Origin of the sequence: Ureibacillus acetophenoni (assembly GCF_900220965.1) — a bacterium.
Lineage (GTDB): Bacteria > Bacillota > Bacilli > Bacillales_A > Planococcaceae > Ureibacillus > Ureibacillus acetophenoni.
This window is the reverse complement of the sequence record NZ_OBQC01000001.1, coordinates 268987-293901: the sequence shown is the minus strand read 5'-3', so window position 1 is coordinate 293901 and position 24915 is coordinate 268987. Positions and strand designations below refer to the sequence as shown.

Genomic DNA, 24915 nt, shown 5'->3' with positions numbered 1-24915 from the left:
ACAATAAAAATCCAGCTTTATTGATAGTATTTATCAAAAAAGCTGGATTTTAACTTTATTCTTTTGTAATCTTTAATTCATCCTCTTCAACTTTTACATTTAAAGTATCACCAGGAATTGCTTCCCCTTTTAGCAGTTCTTTTGCAACAAGTGTTTCCACATTTCTCTGAATAAATCGCTTCAACGGTCGCGCACCAAATTGAGGATCCACCCCATTTTCAATTACCCAATTCACTACAGAGCCATCCACTTGTAGATTAATCTCCTGTTCAGCTACACGTTTTTGTAATTGATTGATATACTTCCATGCAATCATAGTAAAATGATCTGAGCTTAACGCATGGAACATAATGATGTCATCAACACGGTTTAGTAATTCAGGTTTAAAGTGAAGTCGTAATTCCGACATGACTTGCTCGTGAGCTTTTGCATCTGAAGGATCTTGTTCCAATAAATACTGCGAACCAATATTCGACGTCATTATGACGACTGTATTTGTAAAGTTTACAAGTCTTCCTTGACTATCTGTAATGCGGCCATCATCTAAAATTTGCAATAAAATGTTGGCCACATCAGGATGAGCTTTCTCAATTTCATCAAGCAGAATAACGGAATATGGATTTCTTCTAACTGCTTCTGTTAATTGACCACCTTCTTCATAACCGATATATCCTGGAGGTGCACCAACTAGTCGAGAAACACTATGTTTTTCCATATATTCACTCATATCAATTCTTATAAAGTGTTCTTCAGAGTCAAAAAGCTGCGCAGCAAGTGCCTTCGCAAGTTCAGTTTTACCTACTCCTGTCGGACCTAAGAATATGAATGAACCGATTGGTCGATGAGGATCTTGAATTCCTGCACGAGCGCGCCAAACGGCTTCTGTTACTAGTTTTACTGCCATATCTTGACCTACAACCCGTTCATGCAGTGTATCTTTAAGTCTTAATAATTTTTCCCGTTCACCTTCAACGAGTTTTGTTACAGGAATTCCTGTCCACCTAGAGATGATGGACGCAATTTCATCTGTCGTCACTTCTTCACGTAAGATGCGTGAATCAGAACCATCTTTTATTTCTTCTTCAAGTTTAACTAATTCCTTTTCAAGGGCTGGAATTTTTCCGTGACGTAGTTCTGCGGCTTTATTTAGATTATAATTACTTTCCGCTTCTTCCAGTTCACGACGGTAGCGATTTAATTGTTCTCGTTTCGTTTGAATCGTTTGTAATGCTTGTTTTTCTTCATTCCATTGTTGTTTCATACTTTCTTGTTTTTCTTTTAACGATTGCAACTCTTCTTTTAAACTCTCTAATCGTTTTTTACTTGCGTCATCTTTTTCTTTTGTTAATGCCTGTTCTTCAATTTCTAATTGCATTACTCGTCTTGTTACTATGTCAAGTTCTTGAGGCATTGAGTCTATTTCAGTACGAATCATCGCACATGCTTCGTCTATTAAATCGATTGCCTTATCTGGAAGAAATCGATCTGTAATGTATCGATTGGATAGTTCACTCGCAGCGATAATTGCACGGTCATGAATGCGTACACCATGATGTAATTCGAATCGTTCTTTTAAACCACGTAAAATGGAAACCGTATCTTCAATAGATGGTTCACGTACTAAAACCTGTTGGAATCGGCGCTCTAACGCCGGATCTTTTTCAATATACATGCGGTATTCATCCAATGTCGTAGCACCAATACAGTGCAATTCCCCTCGAGCTAACATTGGTTTTAACATATTACCAGCATCCATTGCCCCATCAGTTTTTCCAGCGCCTACAATTGTATGAAGCTCATCAATAAATAAAATAATACGACCTTCAGATTCTTTTACCTCTTTTAAAACACCTTTTAAACGTTCTTCAAATTGTCCTCGATAACTTGCACCAGCTATTAATGCACTCATATCTAGCTCATAAAGGACACAATCTTTTAATCCTTCAGGCACATCTTTACGTACAATTCTTTGGGCTAACCCTTCAACAATTGCTGTTTTCCCTACGCCAGGTTCTCCTATTAATACGGGATTATTTTTCGTTTTTCTTGATAAAATTCTTATAACATTTCGGATTTCCTCATCTCGCCCAATGACAGGATCCATTTTTCCATTTTTAACTTCTTCAATTAAATTTCGTCCAAATTGTTCTAAAGGTTTACGATTGTCTTGTTGCTGAAATTGCATCCGTATTCACCTCATCTATTCAATTTAATATGACTTGTATGAATTATAGTTTGACCTTTATTGACCATTTTTATTATAAAGATATTTGTATTGTATTGCAAAAAATACTCCCAAAATTTTCACATTTACCAATAATTGATTGTGATATGATTTATGTAAATGTAGTATTTTATATATATATTTAGTTTTTAAGTTATTCTTATTATTAAGGAAGTGATCAAATTGGTAATTTTAAATACCGCATCAATGAATTTTCACAATTTATTTGAAGATCACGGACAATTATTAAAGTTTGATAAAGGTACACAAATTTACCAAGAAGGTGAATCTGCTACCGAAATTTATTTAGTCAAACATGGAAAAGTACAAATTAGTAAGGAAGCGGAAAACGGTAAAGAATTAACGTTTCGAATTTGTGGTAAAGGTAGTATTTTAGGAGAAACAACTTTATTTAATAAAGAAAACGTTCATACAACTTCAGCGATTGCTTTACTTCCATCTGAAGCTTTCATGTTAACAAAAGACTCATTAGAAATGTTATTAACTGAACAACCAGTACTACTAATTGAATATTTAAAATGGTTGCAAAACGAAAACATAAAGAATCAAAGTTTAATCCGTGATTTAGTGATGAACGGAAAAAAAGGTGCACTCTATTCTACATTAATTCGTTTATCTAACACATATGGTGAGACTATTGCAGATAACGTTGTATATATTAATTTCAACTTAACGAACACTGAGATTGCAAACCTTTGTTCAACAAGTCGAGAAATGGTTAACCGCATGTTAAGTGATTTACGTAAACAAAAAATTATATCGATGGATAAAGGATATATTACAATACACAATTTACAACATTTAAAAGATGAAATTTGTTGTGAAAACTGTCCCTTATCGGTATGTAGAATAGATTGATCAAACCGTCTCAAAATGTTGGGGCGGTTATTTTATTTATTTTGGATGGACACGCTGGAGTTACTTGCGAATTTCATTGCTTTATTTGCGAATTCTGGAGTTCTATTTGCGATTCTGGAGTTATTTGCGATTTCCGTGGAGTTACTTGCGAATTTCATTGCTTTACTTGCGAATTCTGGAGTTCTATTTGCGATTCTGGAGTTATTTGCGATTTCCGTGGAGTTACTTGCGAATTTCATTGCTTTACTTGCGAATTCTGGAGTTCTATTTGCGATTCTGGAGTTACTTGCGAATTTCATTTCTTTACTTGCGAATTCTGGAGTTCTATTTGCGGTTTCCGGGATTTTATTTGCGATTCTGGAGTTACTTTCGAATTTCATTTCTTTACTTGCGAATTCTGGAGTTCTATTTGCGGTTTCCGGGATTTTATATGCGATTCTGGAGTTACTTGCGAATTTCATTGCTTTACTTGCGAATTCTGGAGTTCTATTTGCGATTTCCGGGATTTTATTTGCGATTCTGGAGTTACTTGCGAATTTCATTGCTTTACTTGCGATTTCTGGAGTTCTATTTGCGGTTTCCGGGATTTTATTTGCGATTCTGGAGTTACTTGCGAATTTCATTGCTTTACTTGCGAATTCTGGAGTTCTATTTGCGATTTCCGGGATTTTATTTGCGATTTTGGAGTTACTTGCGATTTCCGCGTACTATTTGCTAATCACAAATTAAAAAAAGTAACTCTCCTCTCGGAAAAGTTACTTTTAATTATACAAACTCTAAAGTTTAACGAATTCCTAAAGCCATTTTTGCATATCTTGACATCATATCTTTATTCCATGCTGGTTGCCAAACGATATCGACATCAACTTTTTTAATTTCTGGAAGTTCGCTTAATGCTGTAGTTACTTGGTCGACGATTACTGGTGCTAAAGGACAACCCATAGAAGTTAGAGTCATTGTAACCGTACAAGTACCTTCCTCATCTAAATCTACTTTATATACTAAGCCTAAGTTAACGATATCGATACCTAACTCAGGGTCAATTACATTCTCTAATGCACCTAAAATACTTTCTTGCATTTCTTCACTAATTGCCATGTTCGAATCCCCTTTCTAACAGTTGTAAATTGTATCTTACTTAATGATACACTAATTGATAATCATTTTCAAAAATCGAGAACTTTTTTCAATATCTCTAGTAGTTATATTATATTCAAGTCGAGCATAATATATCTGTTCAAATTGCATGAAAAGAACTTGTGGTTCAATACTTTGACTAAATATTCCACCCCGATATAAAATTTATTGAATAGAAGAAAGGAGTTATCCTTTATGGAAAAACATTTAATTGTTTTAGACTTAGATGGTACTTTATTAACCGATGAAAAAAAGATTTCCGAAAAAACGAAACGAACTTTATTGAAAGCAAAAGAAGCTGGACATCAGGTGATGATTGCAACAGGAAGACCATTTCGTTCAAGCTCTATCTATTATAATGAGCTAATGTTAACAACCCCCATCGTTAATTTTAACGGAGCGCTAGTACATCATCCTAAAAATAAATCTTGGCAAATGGTCCATTCACCAATGGATATTCGTGTTGTTCATGATGTTGTCGATTCAGTAGATAAATACCAATATCAAAACTTAATCGCAGAAGTAATGGATGATGTATATATTCATACAGAAGATAAAACCTTTATGGATATTTTTAATATGGGGGATCCAAATGTTCTAATTGGTAACCTTAGAGGAAATTTAAATGATGACCCAACTAGCCTATTAATTCATGCAACCGAAGAAAATGTACCAGGAATTAGGCAACATTTAGAAGATGTCCATGCAGAATTAATTGACCATAGACGTTGGGGTGCACCTTTCCATATCATTGAAATCGTTAGAAAAGGATTAAATAAAGCCGTTGGAATCTCCCATGTTGCAAAAGATTTAGGTATTCCAAGGGATCGAATTATTGCCTTTGGGGACGAAGATAACGATTTAGAAATGATCGACTATGCAGGGATTGGTGTTGCAATGTCAAACGGAATCGATCAATTAAAAAATATCGCTAACGAGGTTACTTTAAGTAATAATGAAGACGGAATTGCGAGATTTTTAATAGATAGATTAAAATTGAAATAAATAAGATCATGGTAAATAATAGAATTACTATTAGTTAAATCATCCTAGAGTATTTATTTTAGTTACACAATGATTTGTAATAGTAAGGGGGATAAAAAATGAAAATATTTGCAGACAGTGCCTGCGATTTACCAAAAGAATTTTTTAATGAAAATGATGTAGAGTTATTTACATTACGCGTACATGTAAATGACAAAGAGTATCATGATATTTTAGATATTGAACCAACAGAAGTTTATGATGCAATGCGCAATGGTGCGGTACCAAAAACATCACAAGTATCTCCTGAAGAATTTTTAAATGCTTTTGAAGAACTTGCAAAAAATAACGAAGAAGGTATTTACATTGCATTTTCTTCGAATCTTTCTGGTACTTACAATACTGCAGTAATGATTGCTACTCAATTAAAAGAACAATATCCGAACTTTAATTTAAAAGTGATTGATTCAAAATGTGCATCATTAGGTTATGGATTAGTTGTTAAGGAAGCAGTAGCGTTAAGAAATAAAGGCTTGGCTTTAGATGAGCTTTCTTCACGTGTCGAAACTTTCGCTAAACATATGACACACTTGTTTACAGTAGAAAAACTTGACTATTTAGCTGCTGGTGGTCGTATATCGAAGTCAAGTGCATTTATTGGTGGTTTGCTTAGTATTAAACCAATATTACACGTTGAAGACGGAAAATTAATACCATTAGAAAAAATCCGTGGTCGTAAAAAAGCCATTCAAAGAATCGTAGAAATAATGGCAGAACGAGGCGGAGACTTCTCGAACAAAACCGTTGGGATTAGCCATGGAGATGATTTACAATTTGCAGAAGAAGTAAAAGCAATTATTATGGATAAGTTAAAACCAAAATCATTTGATATGACGTTGGTTGGTGCTGTTATAGGTGCTCACGCAGGTCCAGGAACGATTGCCATCTTCTTTACAGATAAAGACTACAACGATTAGTAGAAACAGTTTAGGAAGCGTCTAACCAGTTTATTAGACGCTTTTTATATTCCACAAATATAAAACTATGAAATTATGTTGTAAATCTAAAAAAGAGACTGTCTAGAAAGCTAAACTTTCCAAACAATCTCTTTTTACTTAAATTATTTTACTGGGTTTTCAGAAACTAACTCAATTTCATGCAATTCAGTTGGCTCTGAATAGTCAATGCTGTAGTTTTTCACACGTTTGTTAACTGGAACGATTTCATAACGGAATTGCATTGGAATCGTAGTAGCCACTTCTTCGATGTGCTCTTGGAATGCTTTGAATTGCTCTGCACGCCATTCAGCATCGAATGCTTGTGGTGAGTCAATACCAATTACATAACCTTCTAGCTCGTCAGATGTGTAACGGCTGAAGTTGTATTGGTCAGCAGAACCGTATAATCCTGCTGGAGATGGGTTAGTACCTGTACCCCATGCACCCATGAAGATATCGATTTCTGGATCGTCAGCTTGAACTTTGTCATAGAATGAGTTGAACTCGATTAAACGTCCTGTTGTTAATGTTACGTTTAAGCCAACATCTTTCCAGTTTTGTAAGTAGTAAGAAATAATATCTTCTTGTGTAGCGTCACCAGACATTGCAGCAAGTCTGATTTCTAATTTTTCACCATTTGGATCTTCACGTAATCCGTCACCATCAACGTCTACGTAACCAGCTTCGTCTAAGATTGACTCAGCTTTTTCTGGATCATAAGTGTATCCTTTTAAGTCACCATTGTAGAATGATTCAAATACTGGTGGAATTAAAGAATTCGCACGTTCACGTAAGTTGTTATAGTAAATTTCAGATACTGCTTCAATATCTAAAGCATAACCCATAGCTTGACGTAATTTAACGTCACCCATTTTTGAACCTTCGAAGTCAGTTACGTTCACGTTATTTTCGTAATCGTATTTACCAACTTTGAAACCTAAATAAGAGTAGTAAAGCTCTGGACGGCCAAGAATTGTAATATTTTCATAGTTTTCAATTTCTGGCATTTTTGTTGCATTAAATGATAATACGATATCGTATTCACCAGAACCAATAGCTACAGAAATTGAGCTTGATGGTACAACTTGAACGATTACGCCATCAAGTTTTGGTTCACCTTTCCAGTAGTGTTCGTTTTTCACGAATTGTACAGATTCACCTGGAACGATTTTATCAAATTTAAATGCACCTAAAGTAACTGGGTTTTTACGGACTGCATCGTGTTCAACTAACTCAGCAACTGGAATGTCACCAATTTGGTGTACTGGAGCTGCATAAGTCCATAAACCATCTCCACCGTAGAATATCGATGGTGATAATGTTTTAAAGCTAATTTCTAAAGTTGTTTCGTCAATTTTCTTTAAACCTGAAATAGTATCAGCTGTACCTGCATTATACTCTTCAGCACCAATGATGTTTTTGAATTGAGTATCATAACGTACACCTGTGTAATCTTTATGACCAATGATTAAGTATGGAAGCATTACGTCTTCAATAGTTAAAGGATTGCCGTCAGACCATTTAACGCCTTCTTTAATTTTTACTAATACTTTGTTGTTTTCTTGGTCAACTTCTAAAGTCGCAATACCTTCATCTGTAATCATGAAGTTACCGTCTACCTCGAATAATGAGTTAGAAGCATATGCCATAATGTCAGCATCATAAGCGTCTTCATATAACTCAGCTAAGAAAATACCTGCGAATGGCTCATCTTTTACCATAGCTACTTTAAGCATACCGCCATCAATAGCTTCACCATCATGTGTTACTGCTAAATCAAATAATGCATCTGATTCAGTTTCCGCAGTTTCTGTTTCAGTTGTTTCTGTTGTTTCTGTTGTTTCTGTTGTTGTTTCTTCGTCTTTTGGTTTTTCCTCAGTTGTACTACCGCCGCCACTACATGCTGCTAACGCTAATACAAGAGCGAATAATAACGCTAATAAAGACCAACGTTGTTTCTTCATTAATAATCCTCCTTTTCGTGTACGCTGGGATTTGTACCAAAGTTCCCAACTATATCTAAACATATTTATCTAATGGATAAATATGATGGTACCAAATACCTTTTTACTACTAAGTGAACATTAACCTAGACGTTGTTTCGCATCCGCAGCACGTCTAAACGCCTGACCTACATAGTTAATTGCTAACATCATTATCAAAATGAATAATGCTGCTGGTGCCCAACACCACCAATATTCTTGCAATACCTTAGGGTTATTAGCATATGCAACCAAGTTACCCAAAGATGGTACATCAGGTGGAAGACCGAATCCTAAGTAGGATAATCCCGTTTCGATCCCTACGTTTCCAGCAAAATTTAAAGTTGTTTCTACAATTAGAATTGAACTTAAATTCGGCATAATTTCTCTAAAAATGATTACAAAATCATTTGTTCCAAGGGTTTTGGAGGCATTTACATAATCCCGCTTACTCTCACTGAGTGCTTTAGACCTTACTAATCTTGTAATACCCGTCCAACCGAATAGACTTATAATCAAAATTAGATGCCACTGTGTATATTTAGGAATAACTGTAATAAAAACAATGATTAACATTAAAGATGGAATAGTGATGAAGAAATCAATTATTCGCATAATAACATTGTCAATCCATCCACCGAAATAACCACAAATTAAACCAACAACAATACCGAATATTCCAGTTATAACTGTAACTGCAATAGCTATTTCTAGAGAGTTTTTAGCACCGACTACTAATTGACCAAAAATATCACGTCCACCTTGGTCGGCCCCTAGAATAAACTTCTCCCCCGGCTCGGCAAATTTATCACGTAAACTAACTCGCATTAACTCATTAAGGTCGATCACAAAGTATGCCATGTAAAAAACAAAAGCTGTAACTAGTACGATACTTATTAATGATACTAATGCTAATTTATCTTTAATAAACTCACGAAAAATTACCTGGAAACCTGTTGGTGGAGAACTAACTTTATTTGAATCTTTATCATTTGTTACACTAACCATTTATTCTCCCTCCTTAACTCATCGAAGTGTCTATTCAATTCTTATCCGTGGGTCAACAATGCTCATAATAATATCGGATAAGAGACTACCTAATAGTGCTAAGAAGCCAAATAACATTACAAGTGCTGTAATGACACTATAATCTCGTGAAAGGACTGAAGATATAAATAATTGACCCATTCCAGGATATCCAAATATTGTTTCAATAAACACTGAGCCACTAAGTAATCCAGTAATTGTAAAACCTAAAAATGCTGCAATTGGAAGTAACGAGTTCCTGAAAATATGTTTTGAATAAACCTTTCTCATAGGAATACCTTTACTTCTTGCTGTTCGAACATAATCAAGTGCTTTTGCGTCAATAATTTCAGATCGTAAATATTGAATAACACCTGTTGTACCTAAAACAGCAAAAACAAATGCAGGTAAAATTAAATGATAAATTTTATCAATATACCAACTAAATGTACCTGGATCTAGTCCAACGCTCACACTTCCTACTGTCGGGAACCATTGCAATTTATATCCAAATAGATATAAGAATAGTAACCCTAGTACGAATGTAGGTATTGCATAAGAGATAAAGCTGTAAAGTACAATTGTCTTATCCAACTTAGAGTTATTATAGCGACCTGCTAATATCCCTAAAGGAATTGCAATTAAGTACAGTAAAATTACACTCACTAGAGAAAGCCATAAAGTATTTAGTGCCTTTTCTCCAATTAGGTCACCAACACTACGTTGGAATGTATAACTTTTACCTAAATCTCCCTGAACTAAATTCCCTATCCAGCGAGCATATTGTTGATACCAAGGGTCATTTAATCCAGCTTTTTCTCGTAATTCTTCAATTCTAGCAGGATCTGTTTCAGGTGTAATCAAACCTGAGAACGGGTCACCCGGCATAAATTTAGCAAGAATGAAAACGATTAAACTTAAAACAAACAACTGTGGAATCATAATTAATACACGTCTAACAACTGTTTTCCACATATTAGATGACCTCCTTCACATTCGGAGATGCTGCTACGAAATGAGTTTCAGAAACTGGAACTAAATCAAACACTCGTCCACTCTCGTCAAAAGATAAACTATGCTCTTTTTGATAGTGTGTTTCTACGTTTATTCTTTCTCGTTTACGAGCATTCCTTCCGGTTGGTGAAACTTCAGGAATTGCTGATAGTAAACGTTTCGTGTAAATATGTTGAGGGTTTTCAAAAATTTCTTTTGTTGCCCCCGTTTCAACAAAGCGTCCTTTATACATTATTGAAATGTGTTCACACATATGCTTTACAACACCCAAATCGTGGGAGATAAATAAATAAGTTAAGCCGTACTCGTTTTGAATATCTTTCATAAAGTTTAAAACTTGTGCTTGTACCGACAAATCGAGAGCTGATACAGGTTCATCCGCAATAATTAATTTTGGATTTGTTGCAATTGCTCTTGCAATTCCAAGTCGTTGTTTCTGACCACCAGAAAATTCGTGTGGATATTTTAACTTCGAATCTTCAGGCATCCCTACGATTGCTAATAGCTCATTAATTCTTTTTCTCTCTTCTTGAGGTGATAGTTTCAAAAAGTTTCGAATAGGCTCAGCTAAAATATCTTGAACACGCTTTCTTGGATTCATAGCAGAATGAGAATCTTGGAAGATCATTTGAATATCCCGGTTATAAGCAGATTTTCTGTCACGACGTTTGTTCGTTACATCTTCGCCTTCATAAATGATGTTCCCTGACGTAATTTTTTCAAGTCCAATAATAGATTTACCCGTTGTTGACTTTCCACATCCAGATTCACCTACTAGACCATATGCCTTTCCTTTATCAAACTCCATACTAATTCCATCGACAGCATGAATGTGGTCTATTACTGTATTAAAAAAACCACCACGTACTGGATAATGAACTTTTAAGTTATTGATCTGCATAAACATGATGGCTACCCCCTATATCGCTCTTGAAGTGGAAATGTTTCCAACAAGTACATCTAACAAAGTGACCTGGTGAAATCTCATGTAAAGTTGGGTTATCCTCATGTGCCTCTTCAGGTATCCATGAAATTCGTGAAGAAAAACGACATCCTTCTCGTGGTAGGTTCATAAGTGAAGGAACAATACCTTCGATTACATTTAATCTAGCATTCTCTTGACTCATTTGCGGAATAGAATTAAATAAGGATCTCGTATATGGATGTTTTGGATCGTTAAATAACACATCCACTGGTGCTATTTCAATAATCTCACCTGCATACATAACTGCTACCCTATCCGCTATTTCTGCAACGACACCTAAATCGTGGGTAATTAAAATAATTCCCGCACCTGTTTCATTTTGTAAATCGATTAATAAATCTAAAATTTGCGCTTGAATCGTAACATCTAAAGCAGTTGTTGGTTCGTCTGCAATGATGATTTGTGGTTTACAAGAAATAGCGATTGCTATAATTACCCTTTGACGCATCCCCCCAGATAACTGGTGTGGAAATTGTCTTGCTACACGTTCTGGATTGCGAATCCCTACTTGATTTAATAGTTCAATTACACGTGCTTTTCTTTCTTCTTTTGTTAACTTAGTATGATAGATTAGGCCTTCTTCGATTTGCTCACCAATTCTCATTAATGGATTTAATGCAGATAGTGGGTCCTGGAAAATCATACTAATATCTAAACCACGAACTTCATTTAGCTCTTCTTCCGTCATACTCGCTAAATTCTTATTTTTATATAATATTTCTCCCTGGATGCGTGTTTTGTTTCGATCTAGCAAACCAATGATTGATGTTGCTAACGTACTCTTTCCACAACCTGACTCACCTACGATAGCGAGAATTTCATTTTTGCGAAGTGATAAAGAAACATTGTCGACTGCATCGAAATATGTATCTTTAATACGGAACCCTGTATGTAAGTTTTTAATTCTCAACAGCTCATCAGTTGTCTTCAAAATACTCCTCCTCCCAATTGTTTTTCGAATTATTACAAATGTTTTAAATTTATAGAAATTATATTTAAGAAACTTACTCCTTGTCAACGTAAATTAAGAGAATTTTTGTAATTTTCATTTATTCGGCATTGTTCGACAAAATATTGTAATAATTTTTACAATTATCTAGGTAATATTATTTATATGCATCACGATATATGTTTATTAATTTCAAACTAATTATCTAAACTTTTAGTATTTTAATAGACTTTTCTTCACTAAGTTAAATTGAAATTTTGTCAAAATTCGATTTATTCCGTTAGTGCAGTAAAGCAATCATAGTGGAAATTTACTAAAAATAAAAAGAGCTATTTTAAATTGATTACTCAATTTAAATAGCTCTTTACTCGTTTAATTTTATTCTGATTTCTCTGATTTCGTTCGTTTTGCTTTTCTCATAATTGCAATAATAAATGCTATGAATATAACATATACAAATCCTAAAGCAATCAGATAAGGTATATTAATACCTCTTTCATCAATCACTTGGAAAATCTCCACGATTTCTCGATCTAGTACAATTGGAAATGTTCCTTCTTTGTTTACCTTAACAAGTTCAGATTCAAGCATACCTTGAAGTTCTTTACCTTCTCCAACTAACTCTTCAGAAACATCTATTCTTTGCGTTTTCCCAGTGTTATTAATTACAACAATCCATTTTTCACTATCAGAAGAACGCATAAAAGTTAATAAACCATTATCATTTTCTATTAATGTGAATTCGCCCATACGTAACGTATCAGAACTATTTCTTAATGTTTGTATATTTTTTACAAAATCTACTAGTTCTTCTTCTGTCTTAAAGTGATAAGCTTGGTGCGATTCTGGACCTGCTGCACCATTCATCGCTATTTCTGTACCATATTGCATTACAGGAAGACCCGGTAGCAATAACGTTGTAGCTAAAGCAAGTTTTGCACGTGTTGGTGGAAATGCTTCAACATCCATAATAAATCGATCCGATTGAATATGATCAAGCATTATTTGAGTAGGCTTTCCATCACCATTCATAAATGGTTCTAAATTTTTAAACAGTTGCGTTGAATCTTGATCTACATTTTTGTAGATTGAGCGGAAAATTTGAAACGTATCATTATGATAAGTTGCATCTAAATCTGCATCGCTCTCTTCTTTAGAAATAACATATATATCAGCATTAACTTCTTTAATGGCTCCGATTATTTCGTTAACAAAGTTCGTATCAGCATTATCAAGGTTGGTTAATCTTATTCCACCTACGTCATATGTTGAGACAATTTGTACGATAGCATCAATCAGTGCCTTTTGTATTTCTTCATTCGATAAATCCCATCGAACTTGTCCATTTGTAGTTTCTAAAACCCAGTCTGCCTTTGTTGAATCCTGTGCCCATTCATGGTTTTCGCTTACATAAGATAATGGGAAATCAATCATCGTTTTAATTTTATTTTTGTTAATAGTGTTAACTAGTGATTCAAATTCTTCTTCTGTCCCAAATCGAGGTTCAAATCCTGAATAGGACGTCACTAGTGACCCATCATATTTTTCTGTAGGAAATACTGAACCTAGAGAAATAATGGTAAAACCCATTTTAGAGATTTGAGAAAGTTGTTTTGTTAATCCAACGAAATCTCCACCGTTAAATTTTATTGGGTCAGTTGAGTCTGCATCAATATCATTGGCACTCGTACCGTTATAATAACGATCGACTAATACATCATATATACTTTCATCTGCAATTGTTCTTGTTTCCTCAGCATTCACTATAGGTGTTACGGTCAACGTAGCTGCAAGAACTGTAGCTGCCATGGCACTAATCCACTTCTTAAATTTCAAGAATATCCATCTCCTATCAATTACTGCAAAACACTTTTACTTATACTTGTTATTTTGTGTAACCCATAAATTATTATTGAGTGTTTGATGAGTGACAACTACTAATAATCTAAGTTATATTACACATTTATGTCATCAAGGATTTTCTACGAACATATAAATCCATCGTAATTTTACCAAACAAAACCGTTGTAGTGCACATATTTCCAATGAAAATCTGTATTTCAAATGGAATTGCGACAGAAAAGTGACAAATTGTTCAGCTGTAAAATTTTTGGCTTCTAAATGGTTTTATTATTGGTTTAAATCTTTGAAATGACTTTATTTTGCGGCATGAAGACCGGTTCTGTACTATATTGGGCTAATATTGGTCTTGATCCCGCATTATCAGGGCCACTTCTGATTATTTTTGTGATCATAATGGTCTTCATCTACCTTATGAAAGACATTTCAACTGGATTTTCACTTCCAAATGTCCTTTATCCACCTCATGAAAGACATTTCAGCTGGATTTTCACTTCCAAATGTCCTTCATCCACCTCATGAAAGACATTTCAACTAGATTTCCGCTTCCAAATGTCCTTCATTGACTTCCGGGCCACTAACCCCTATCTCCCCAGACATGAAAAAACGCAAAGTACTAAGTACTTTGCGTAAATAATTAGAATAATTTCGCACCCATTGGTAATTTGAATCCATAGAATAAAGTTGCAAATAAGAATACTGCAAATAGGATCCAAAACATTGTTGTTGGTTTACCTTTAGATTTACGAACTAGCACCATTTCCATCATACCGATAGTTAATACTCCTAAAAGGAACTTGATGCCATATTCCATACCCATTCCATAGCTCATTGTTTTATAGAACAATGCAGCACCTGTAATGATAATTAAAATATAGAATAGTCGTAGAATCATGTGAACTGCTTTTGAATTAGTAGCTAACGCTGCAACTAAAAATAATACAATTGCAACTACCCAAGTAGTTATGTGTAAATGTGTTGAGTCAGTTAAAAAGCTCATTGTTTCCCCACCTTTATTGTCATATCATTCCTATACTACCAGACTCAAGTTAGGGATTCAAATATAATAGTTAACCATGCAATTGTAGAATCTTTTATTCAAAGCGGTTTACTAAAGTACCAATTCCCTCAATAGAAATCTTCACTTCATCACCAGCACGTAAGAATGTTGGAGGGTTCATTCCCTTACCAACTCCTGCAGGCGTTCCTGTTAATATAACATCGCCAGGTTCTAACGTTACGTATTGAGATAAGATTGAGATTAAATCTTCTACAGGGAACATCATATCTCTCGTAGTTCCATTTTGACGTACTTCACTATTTACTTTTGTTACTACTGTAAGATTTTGTGGGTTCGGAATTTCATCTTTTGTTACTAAATATGGCCCCATTGGACAAGTACCTTCTAATGATTTGCCTAGGAAAAACTGAATATGACGTTCTTGCAAGTCGCGAGCCGTAATGTCATTTGCAATCGTATAACCAAATATGTAGTCAATCGCTTGATTTTTTGGAATATCTTTACCTACTTTACCAATTACAACGGCAAGTTCACCTTCATAATCTAAAGCATTTGTTTTATCCGCATGAATTGGTAATACTTGATGATCTGCTGCGATTGCCGATGGAGCTTTTGTAAAAACAACTAAATTTTTAGGGGCTTCTTTTGCACCCATTTCTTTTGCATGTTCATCGTAATTTTTTCCGATACAAATGATGTTTTTAGGCGTTCTAGGGATCGGTGATAACCACTCGATTGTTGAAAACTCATATTTATATTTATTTTCTTCACCTGAATTTCTAGCTGCTTCTACAAGTTTTCGAATTTGCTCAACAAAATCAAAGCCTAAAGAAATTCCGCCGATAATATCTGATGGAAATGATGGCAATACTTTAAGGTCTTGTTGAATTTTTAATACATCCCATACAGCATCTTCTTTCTTAACTTTCGGACCGAATTTTATTTCACCATTGAACTTAAAAGACAAAATCTTCATTTTTACAAGCTCTCCTTATTTTTAATATCCCAATTACAGTCTATTAGAATATTATTAGATTAATAATATTTCTTCCTATTATATGGGGTTTTCTTAAATCATTTTTTGACCAAAAATGTACTCATTAAAAATGATTTGATTTCATCATACATCAAACAATTTCAATTGTCCTACTTTTCTTACAATGTTTTATAAGTAATTTTTTTCACGGCATATTCTAGAGGTCCCTGCTTAAACTTCATGAACCAACTTAGTGCAAATATAATCTGTACAATAAAAATAACAAGAGCAATTAATACACCCATTTGTACATTTACTTGTCCATATAACCCAAATCCATAATCATAGAATATAATAGTACAAATAATAGATTGCATAATATAAATCGTTAAAGACATACGCCCTGCTAGTCCAATTGGTTGCAATATTTTCGTCGCAAATGGTAGTAAACAAATACAAACAATTAAAGCCATATATCCAATCGCTAAAATCGGGCCACCAATATAAACTTTTAAATACTCTAATAAATATGTTCTTTCATACATAAATGGAGCACTTTTTATGAACAATCCTAAAGCGTTACAAATGACTGCAAATGAGATCCATAACCCTTTTAGACTTTTCGCTCTTTCGATTAAACGCCACTTTGCAAAGGCAGCCCCTATTAACATATAAGGTAATATAGTAAATAATGAGAAAATCCACATCGACGGGTTCATTTGTACGGTTAAATCATTTAATCGTTGACTAAAGGCCTCACCCCAGCCCCCAATACCATAAGCAGAAAGTGCACTTTCTACCATAACAATGTTCACAGGAATTGCTTCCATTTTCTCATTGGCAATACCTAACATTCCATACCCACCGAGAATCATAACATGCAATAATCCATAAATAACTAATCCAAAAGTAAGAATCATCTTTGGGTTAAAACGAATAAATAATAATAGGAAGAAACCACAGAAGGCATACATTGCCAAAATATCGCCCCACCAAATAAATAAGGCATGTAGCATTCCTAAAACAAACAGGACGATCAATCGTTTTCTCGCAAATGAATAAAAACGAACCCCAGTTTTCTCAGCCTTTAAATATTGCATAGCAATTCCATATCCAAATAACATTGAAAACAAAGGATAAAAACTACTCTGTACATAAATATCTAATGTTTGATGCCATATAATATCCATTGCTTCTGTAAACCAGTTTTGCAAATCTATATGTGGCATCGGAAGATAGAATCCAAATATGTTTACGAGTAAAATTCCTAGTAAACTAAATCCTCTAATAATATCTATTGAATCGATTCGCTCATTCAGTGTAGTTGGTTTAAATTCCACAACTCGACCCCCTTCTCAAGTACAGTTCCCTTTTATGTATTTTAACGCCAAAATTGAATATAGAGAGGATGTTTGTTTATGAACATTCATCCTCTCATCTATATTATAACTGTATTTCTTTTTGAGCATTGTATAAATAAATTAACTTTTCATCGACTTCTACACCTATCACAGCCGTGACAGCTTCACTGTAAATACGAAGTTGCACACCATACCGTTCATTCATTTCCTTCGATAATGCAGGCTCCTCTTGGAAATGAGGTAATATTTTATCCGTTTTATAATCAAGTAAAATCCACTGATTATCTTCATCTAAAAATAAACAGTCGATAATCCCTTGAATTATTTGACGATCTCCGTCTTGATCGGTTCTACTTAAAGTAAATGGTAATTCACGATAAATCTTTTTGGCACGAGTAAATCTTTGTCCAATGGCAGATTCGAAAAATTTCATTACCTTATCACGATCAACGACACTAACTTCTTCCTCTGTTAACAATTGACGATCCACGAGATTTTGTAAATAGGTATCGACTTCATCAATTGATTGGAATCCAGCCTTTGGTGCGTGCTGCATCACTGTATGAATAGCAGTACCTATTTCCGTACTAGACAATCCTTTTTGTTGAAGAAACATTGGTCTTTTGGCAACGCTCTTAAATTTCCGAGGCTCTTCAATTTCCACTTCATCTTCTTCAAGACGCTGGAGATTTTCGATTCGTTTAATTTCAGTAACTGTTGTCTTTGATTTTTTCGTAATAGATTTTTCAAAAGGATACTTTGCCGTAAATCTTTTATGAATTTCTTCATATAAAGTTTCATCTACATCGTGTGATACAAGATCGTTATTTTCCTTTTCTTCATTAGAACGCTGATTATTTAAGAATGTTTCATTTGAAATAGCTGATACGACCCACTTAGACGGATGTTGTACGGGTGTAAATGAATCTTCATAATAGGAAGAAAAACATTCATGTCTAGCAATCGCTGGGCCAATCCAATCTAGGTAATTTTTTGCCCGCGCTCTTACAAACTCAGGAAGCACATCTCCTAAAGTATGACCGGCTTCACACCATTTGGCAGAAGTTTTTTTAAAATCCTTAACTGAACCTACAAGAATTAATCGTTCTTTTGCACGTGTCATCGCAACGTATAAAATACGCATTTCTTCTGCTTTCATCTCAAGAATTTTCTTTTCCTTCATCGCCAAAAATGGTAGTGACGTGTACATAATTCGGTTTTCAGGGTCAATCGCTTTAACCGCAAATCCGTATTGTTGGTCAAACAAATAGGAGTTGGAAAAGTCCATTTGGTTGAAGGCACGTCCAAGTCCAGCAACAAACACAACTGGATACTCCAATCCTTTTGAAGAGTGAATCGTAACTAAACGGACAACGTCATCTTTTTCACCAATCGATTTTGCGACTCCTAAATCGTCGCCCCTTGATTTCATCCGATTAATAAAGCGTAAAAATCTAAATAATCCACGGAATGAAGTTTTTTCATACATAAGTGCACGGTCATGTAATGTACGTAAATTAGCCTGACGCTGTTTACCGTTTGCCATAGCACCAACCATTTCGTAATAATTCGTATCACTATATATTTTCCAAATTAAATCGGATAACGAACCACGTCTTGCCATATCTCTCCAAATCTCTAAATTTTGAAGAAATGAATGAAGTTTTTCTTGTGTATTTGAAGAAATACCAGACCCTTCTTCTTGTACGAATGTTTTCAAAGCTTCATAGAATGGTACATTTTTCTTCGCTAAACGAATAAGAGCGAGTTCATTTTCCGTTAATCCAACGAACGGTGAGCGTAAAACTGACGCCAATGGAATATCTTGATACGGATTATCTACTATAGTTAATACATTAATCATAACCATTACTTCTAGCGCTTCAAAATATCCTTTCGACGATTCAGCGTATAAAGGTATCCCCGCCGCTTTAAATTCTTCAACTAAATCATTAGACCAGTTCATCGAACGCATAAGTATTACGATATCGCTGTATCGTAAAGGACGAACTCTTTTGGCAGGATCTTTTTCCTTTGCATTATAAACAGTTGTACCACTTGCCATAAGTTCTTGAATTCGCTTAATAATGAATCTCGCTTCTTGTTGAGATTTTTTAATTTCTTCTTCCATTACCGCATCTATTGCTTTAAATTCTTCATCAGATTCTTCGTCTGATTCACCATTGTCTTGCTGTTCATATAATATCGCTAATTCAACAGGCGTCTCCACATCATCATACGGAGCACTCGGTTTTAAACCTGCTTTTTCGTCATACTCGATTTCCCCAACAGTTGTACCCATAATTTGTTCGAAAACAAAGTTTGTTGCATGGAGCACTTCTTTACGACTTCGGAAGTTAGCATTTAAATCGATTTTTAAGCCTGAATTCTCAGGCTCTTCTTCAAAGGTTAAATATTTGTTTAAAAATAACATAGGCTCTGCTAGACGGAATCGATAGATGGATTGTTTAACGTCTCCTACCATAAAGAGGTTTCCGTCTACTTCTTCACCAGATTTCACTAATTGTAAAATCGTCTCTTGAAGCATGTTTGTATCTTGATATTCATCGACTAATACTTCTTTAAATTTTTGTTGGAACTCTTTAGCCACTTCTGAAGGTTTAAGGGTTCCATCTTCATTCACCGATAATATTTCAAGTGCATAGTGTTCTAAATCCGAAAAATCTAAAAGTCCGCGCTCTAACTTTGCAGCCTTAAATTTTCTTCCGTAGTTTTCTGTTAGTTGCACTAACGTTTCAATCATTGGCGCCATTAATCGAATTTCTTCTAACAATCTAGATGGTGTTCGAGTGAAAAAATCTTCCTTTATTTTCGTGACAATTTTTTTCGCTTGGTCTCGCTTTTTCTTTGCCAACTCTTTTAACTCAGGATCACTATCTTGTTTTTTTCGAGATAATGTTTCCCATTTTAATGAATGAAAATAGTCATATATATCTTGCCACGTACCATTCTCAAGTCTTCGGAATGCTTCTTGTAATAACATAAAGTCAATTTCTGCAGTTTCTCCATAAGGAGCTGGACCATCTGGCTTTAAAGCAAGTTGTCGCATTTCTTCAATATAGGAATAAGCTTCTTGTAAACTAAATTTAATGGCGTTTTTGACATGACCGATATACGGTAGTTCATCAATTGTTACATCATCGCCTAACTTATATTGTTCAGATAAAGAACGCAACCATTCAGTAGGCTTTGGATGTACTAAAGATGTTTGATATAGTTTGTCTATTAACGTTTCAATCTCCTGGTCATCTCTATCAGAAGTAAAACTATCAACTAAACGATAGATTGCATTTACTTTCGATTCCTCTTTGTCGGCATAAGCTTCTTCTAGCACTTCAGCTAATACATCATCTTTTAATAATGAAGATTCTCCTTCATTGGCAAGACGAAATCCTGGATCGATATTTAGTAAATATGCGTACTGCCTAACAATAGATAAGCAAAATGAATGGAGTGTAGAGATTTGCGCTTTATTCACTAAACTTAGTTGTCGTCTTAAATGTTGGTTGTGAGGGTCTTTTGCAATTTCCTTTTCTAACGCTTCTGCCATACGGTGGCGCATTTCGGCAGCAGAGGCATTTGTAAAAGTAACGACAAGAAGTTCATCCACGTCAATGGGATTTTCTATATCGATTACTTTTTCAATCATTCGATTGATAAGAACTGCGGTTTTCCCGGAACCAGCTGCAGCAGATACTAATGTATCTTGACCTGTAGCCCAGATTGCTTTCCATTGTTCGTCAGTCCATGTTACATCTGGACCCTTAGTCGGAATCTCGCGCATCTTTCTTCAACTCCTCACTAATTTTTGTAACTACGACATCAGATTGTTCAGTTTGTAGTTGATGATATTTTTGCATGTTATCAGATACGTCAAATTGGCAAACGGATTTAAATGAACAGAAATCACAAGCTGTTTTGTTCTTCATTTTATATGGTCTTATTGAGGTTTCCCCACTTAAGATACCATTACCCGCCTGTTGATGTTTCTTTTGAACATATTGTTGTAAATTTTCCATTTCAAGAGGTGGAATAACACGAGAATTTCTTTGGTAAACAGAGCCATCCTTTTTAAATTGTACTGGAATGATTTTAGATTTCCCGGAAACTTCTAATTCTTCATCCATTAATACAAGTGCATTAGGGTCTTCGGCAAGTAACCCTTTCATACGATATTGTTTCAATCGTTCGATTTCGAGTGTTCCTTCGTCTAACTCTTCTTCTAATTTCAATAGCGGGTTGTGAACATGCACATATAAAACTCCAGCAGGCTGTACATCCCCTTTTATCCAATGGCTCGCATTTTCTACCGCTACATTTAAATAGGTTAATAATTGTAAAGATAAACCATGGTACACTTCGTTTAAATCTAAATCTCTACTAGAAGATTTATAGTCAACTACTCGTAAATAGGCTTTATCATCAATTTCTACACTATCAATGCGATCGATTCGTCCTCTTAAACGCATTTTTCTTCCACCATTTAAGTTAAACTCAAGGGGTGGTAACTGTTCTTTCCCAGGTCCGAATGCTGCTTCTATAGCAATTGGTTTAAAATGTGAAGATTTCGCTTGATGAGATAAAGCAATCATTGTTTTTTCAACAATGCGAATTAACTTATGTTGAATATAGCGATAGCGCGCACTACTTAATAATATTTGGTGTGAGAAAACTGGAACAATATGTTCTACAGCCTGTCTTGCTAAAAGGCTACATTGTTCACGGGATAATTTATTCCAAGAAATATTGCGCTTGTTCGTTTCAATGGAAATCCATTTTAACGCTTCGTGGAATAAATCCCCCATCGCAAAGGTTTCGAGTTTATATTCTACACGTTCTTCTAACCCTAATCCGTAAGTTGTAAAATGGGCAAACGGACAGCTATAGAATTTCTCAATACGAGATACACTTGAATTTAATTCCGTTCCATATAGAGCATCTGTAATATCCTGTGTTAATTTCTCAGCTTCATTTTTCTTTTCTAACGGCCGCATAACAATTTCTAACATTAACTTCCAACGTAAATCCTGTTCATAGAACCTTTTTAAGGCAATCCACTCAGGTGAAAGTGCATTCGTATACTGAGCTTGTCTTAGTTGCATCATTAAAAACGATAGTGATGTACGAGGATGTCTTATATATGAAAGAACATTATTTTCGTCTAATTCTTCAATTGGATCTATTAATATTCGTTTATGCGGTAACGTCTTTTCACCATCGACTTCAAACAATTTGTGTAATCGATTAATGTAAAGCGATGGTAAAAGGGATTTACTTTCCTCGTCAGAACTTGAATAAGTAACGTAAAGTCGATCAGTTGGCGATGAAAAGGCACGATAAATAAGAAATGCTTCTTGCAAAAGTTTATGTTTTGAAGATGGTGAAAGCTCCGTATCAACAGCCGTAAACCATCCACGTTCAGCATCTGTTATTAAGCCTTCATAATCCATTCGCATAGGATAAATACCATCATTAACACCAATAACAAAAACAACCTTCATATTATCGTAACGAGAATACTCAACTGTACCAACTTTTACTTCATCCACAGCAGGTGGGATTCTTGAAAATTCTAATGTATCGTAACCTTCATCTAATATTTTCGCCGCTTCTTCAACGGTCATTTCTTGATCACCAAACATGATGACGAACTGATCTAGTACGTTTACCCATTTATTCCAAGCTTGGTCATGTTCATTTGCTTCTAATAGTTGATGTTTTTCAAGCTCAGCATCTTTTAGTGCTTGCAGTTTCTCATATACTTGTAAATCTTCGATAGATTGATAGAGAGCCATTGCAATATCGCGACCTGTTTTTGCTTCTTTTAAATTGTTTTGCAATGTTTCAAGCGGTCCACGAATCATATCCTTCATTTCATCAATAATATGTTGGATAGCTAACTCTTCGTCTGTTTGACGGTTCGTTAAAAATTCTAATCCTCTATATTTTTTATATAGCCATCTTGATTCTTCAAACCAACGATAGCCGTAAATTCCTTGAGCAATGACAAAGTTTTCGAAGCGATCTGCTTTTTCACGCATATCACTTAATTCACTTTTCAATGGAAAAAATAAGTCTGTTTTTACACTTCGGAACACTGGCTCATACTGCCATTTTGATGTCACAACTTCAAGAATAGAACGACTGAATTCAATTAATGGGTGATGTAACATCGTTTTTTTCTCGTTGGTGAAAACAGGAATATCATATTGTGAGAAAGTCGTTAGAATGAGAGAATCGTAAACATCAGCTTGGCGATACATAATACCAATATCTTGATAACGAATATTTTTCTCTTTAACTAAACGACAAATTTCCCGGGCAATTGCATGTACCTCAGCACGACGGTTTGCCCCTTCAAAAATTTGAACAAAACCTTGTGCTTTTCTTGGATTCCAAAGAGGTTCATGAAAATTTGCCTCTATATGTTTCAAGTCAAGATTGTTATATCGATAACTACCAAATAAATGTTCACGAGGTTCAACTTCAACCTGAAGATTGTTTGCTTCTTCCAGTAATTTATCGTACATAACCGCACCACGATAAAATAAAGCTTGTTCATCATCTTTATCGTGTTCATCTTCCAGTGGTAGTACAACAGTTACCCGTTCGGCATGGGTTAATAGTTGTTTAATAATGTCAAATTCACGAACTGTAAATTGAGTAAAACCATCAATGTAAATATGGGCTTCTTTTATTTTTTCAGAGTTTTTTATTTGCTCTAGTAGTACCGGATAATACGCTTCACCGTCTACGTATGTATCTCCGAGTTCACTTTCCAACTCTTGTAAAATAATTTGTAAATCTTTCGTTTTTGAAAGTAAAGTATGAGGTGCTTGTTTTTCTTCTAACTTTTCTATAACTTCGTCTAACGTATCACTTTGAATATTAAATTGGCTAAACTCTTTTATAAGTTGGACAACTTCGGTAGTAAACCCTCGTTTATCTGCTGCTTGACGGAATAATGAGAACTTGTCTTTATTGTCCATAAGTAAACGACGAATTAGCATTTGGTAACCGATTTTGTCAATTTTATCTCTAGCAATTCCACCTGTTTCCTGCAATACATACCATGCCAAACGTTTAAATGTCATAACTTGGGCACGCATGATACCACTAATATCGTATTTGTTTGTTAAGTCATACTCAGTTGAAAAGGACATTTGGTCAGGAACAATGATATAAATTGGGGCACCTAGTGGATCTCTTTTTAATTCTTTTACTATCTCTTTATGAATGGTACTCGTTTTCCCTGCACCAGCTCGTCCGCTAATGACTCGTAATGACATCTACTCTCCCCCTCTAACTAGTAGATTATTTATCTTCTATTGTATTTATTATTATTTTACTATAATAGTAGTGTTTCGGTATGAATAAAACTCGGCCAATTTAATCCAGGCCTGAATGTATATGTTTTATGTGACTTTTCTAAGAAACCTTTTTCGGCTCCATACAAAAAGCGATTTACATAACACTTAATTGTAAACCGCTTCATGTT

The 24915-nt window shown here is 34.7% G+C and carries 17 protein-coding genes; 4 read left to right on the top strand and 13 right to left on the bottom strand.

Annotated elements, in window-relative coordinates; all coding sequences use genetic code 11:
• Positions 1 to 55: 55 nt before the first annotated feature.
• Entirely contained in the window at positions 56 to 2185 is a 2130-nt protein-coding gene (locus CRO45_RS01210; protein WP_097147798.1) for an ATP-dependent Clp protease ATP-binding subunit, read from the bottom strand.
• 222 nt (positions 2186 to 2407) lie between these two features.
• Here CRO45_RS01210 and CRO45_RS01205 point away from each other — a divergent pair, with 222 nt between their 5' ends.
• The gene (locus CRO45_RS01205) at positions 2408 to 3103 is read left to right on the top strand and encodes a Crp/Fnr family transcriptional regulator (RefSeq protein WP_235864500.1); all 696 of its coding nucleotides are present in this window, start codon (positions 2408 to 2410) and stop codon (positions 3101 to 3103) included.
• Between the two features lie 15 nt (positions 3104 to 3118).
• On the top strand, positions 3119 to 3832 hold the full coding sequence (locus CRO45_RS01200) for a hypothetical protein (protein ID WP_170949376.1): 714 nt from the start codon (positions 3119 to 3121) through the stop codon (positions 3830 to 3832).
• Between the two features lie 54 nt (positions 3833 to 3886).
• Here the strand turns inward: CRO45_RS01200 and CRO45_RS01195 are convergent, their stop codons facing one another.
• Positions 3887 to 4195: a metal-sulfur cluster assembly factor gene (locus CRO45_RS01195; RefSeq protein ID WP_097148086.1), complete on the bottom strand. Its 309-nt coding sequence runs from the start codon at positions 4193 to 4195 to the stop codon at positions 3887 to 3889.
• A 240-nt stretch (positions 4196 to 4435) separates the two neighbouring features.
• Between CRO45_RS01195 and CRO45_RS01190 the strand changes: the two genes are divergently transcribed.
• Together CRO45_RS01190 and CRO45_RS01185 are read left to right on the top strand one after the other, a co-directional pair.
• Positions 4436 to 5245, top strand: a complete 810-nt coding sequence (locus CRO45_RS01190) for a Cof-type HAD-IIB family hydrolase (RefSeq protein WP_097147796.1) — start codon at positions 4436 to 4438, stop codon at positions 5243 to 5245.
• Between the two features lie 98 nt (positions 5246 to 5343).
• The gene (locus CRO45_RS01185) at positions 5344 to 6201 is read left to right on the top strand and encodes a DegV family protein (protein ID WP_097147795.1); all 858 of its coding nucleotides are present in this window, start codon (positions 5344 to 5346) and stop codon (positions 6199 to 6201) included.
• Between the two features lie 143 nt (positions 6202 to 6344).
• Here CRO45_RS01185 and CRO45_RS01180 read toward each other — a convergent pair whose 3' ends face one another.
• From CRO45_RS01180 to addB, 11 genes are all read right to left on the bottom strand, one after another.
• Positions 6345 to 8186, bottom strand: coding sequence for an oligopeptide ABC transporter substrate-binding protein (locus tag CRO45_RS01180; protein ID WP_097147794.1), 1842 nt, complete (start codon positions 8184 to 8186; stop codon positions 6345 to 6347).
• Between the two features lie 120 nt (positions 8187 to 8306).
• The gene (locus CRO45_RS01175; RefSeq protein WP_097147793.1) at positions 8307 to 9212 is read right to left on the bottom strand and encodes an ABC transporter permease; all 906 of its coding nucleotides are present in this window, start codon (positions 9210 to 9212) and stop codon (positions 8307 to 8309) included.
• 30 nt (positions 9213 to 9242) lie between these two features.
• Complete coding sequence (gene opp4B, locus CRO45_RS01170) at positions 9243 to 10205, bottom strand: oligopeptide ABC transporter permease (protein WP_097147792.1); 963 nt, start codon at positions 10203 to 10205, stop codon at positions 9243 to 9245.
• A gap of 1 nt (position 10206) precedes the next feature.
• Entirely contained in the window at positions 10207 to 11154 is a 948-nt protein-coding gene (locus CRO45_RS01165; protein ID WP_097147791.1) for an ATP-binding cassette domain-containing protein, read from the bottom strand.
• On the bottom strand, positions 11132 to 12160 hold the full coding sequence (locus CRO45_RS01160) for an ABC transporter ATP-binding protein (RefSeq protein WP_097147790.1): 1029 nt from the start codon (positions 12158 to 12160) through the stop codon (positions 11132 to 11134). The genes CRO45_RS01165 and CRO45_RS01160 overlap by 23 nt, the downstream gene beginning before the upstream one ends.
• Positions 12161 to 12556: 396 nt before the next feature.
• Positions 12557 to 14014 (bottom strand): alpha-amylase family glycosyl hydrolase, encoded by a 1458-nt coding sequence (locus tag CRO45_RS01155; RefSeq protein WP_235864499.1) that lies wholly within the window; start codon positions 14012 to 14014, stop codon positions 12557 to 12559.
• Positions 14015 to 14675: 661 nt separating this feature from the next.
• Positions 14676 to 15038, bottom strand: a complete 363-nt coding sequence (locus CRO45_RS01150) for a YisL family protein (RefSeq protein WP_097147789.1) — start codon at positions 15036 to 15038, stop codon at positions 14676 to 14678.
• 94 nt (positions 15039 to 15132) lie between these two features.
• Positions 15133 to 16035: a fumarylacetoacetate hydrolase family protein gene (locus tag CRO45_RS01145; protein WP_097147788.1), complete on the bottom strand. Its 903-nt coding sequence runs from the start codon at positions 16033 to 16035 to the stop codon at positions 15133 to 15135.
• 179 nt (positions 16036 to 16214) lie between these two features.
• Positions 16215 to 17375: a DUF418 domain-containing protein gene (locus CRO45_RS01140; protein WP_097147787.1), complete on the bottom strand. Its 1161-nt coding sequence runs from the start codon at positions 17373 to 17375 to the stop codon at positions 16215 to 16217.
• 103 nt (positions 17376 to 17478) lie between these two features.
• Positions 17479 to 21201, bottom strand: coding sequence for a helicase-exonuclease AddAB subunit AddA (addA, locus tag CRO45_RS01135; RefSeq protein WP_097147786.1), 3723 nt, complete (start codon positions 21199 to 21201; stop codon positions 17479 to 17481).
• Entirely contained in the window at positions 21182 to 24706 is a 3525-nt protein-coding gene (gene addB, locus CRO45_RS01130) for a helicase-exonuclease AddAB subunit AddB (protein WP_097147785.1), read from the bottom strand. The genes addA and addB overlap by 20 nt, the downstream gene beginning before the upstream one ends.
• Positions 24707 to 24915 lie beyond the last annotated feature (209 nt).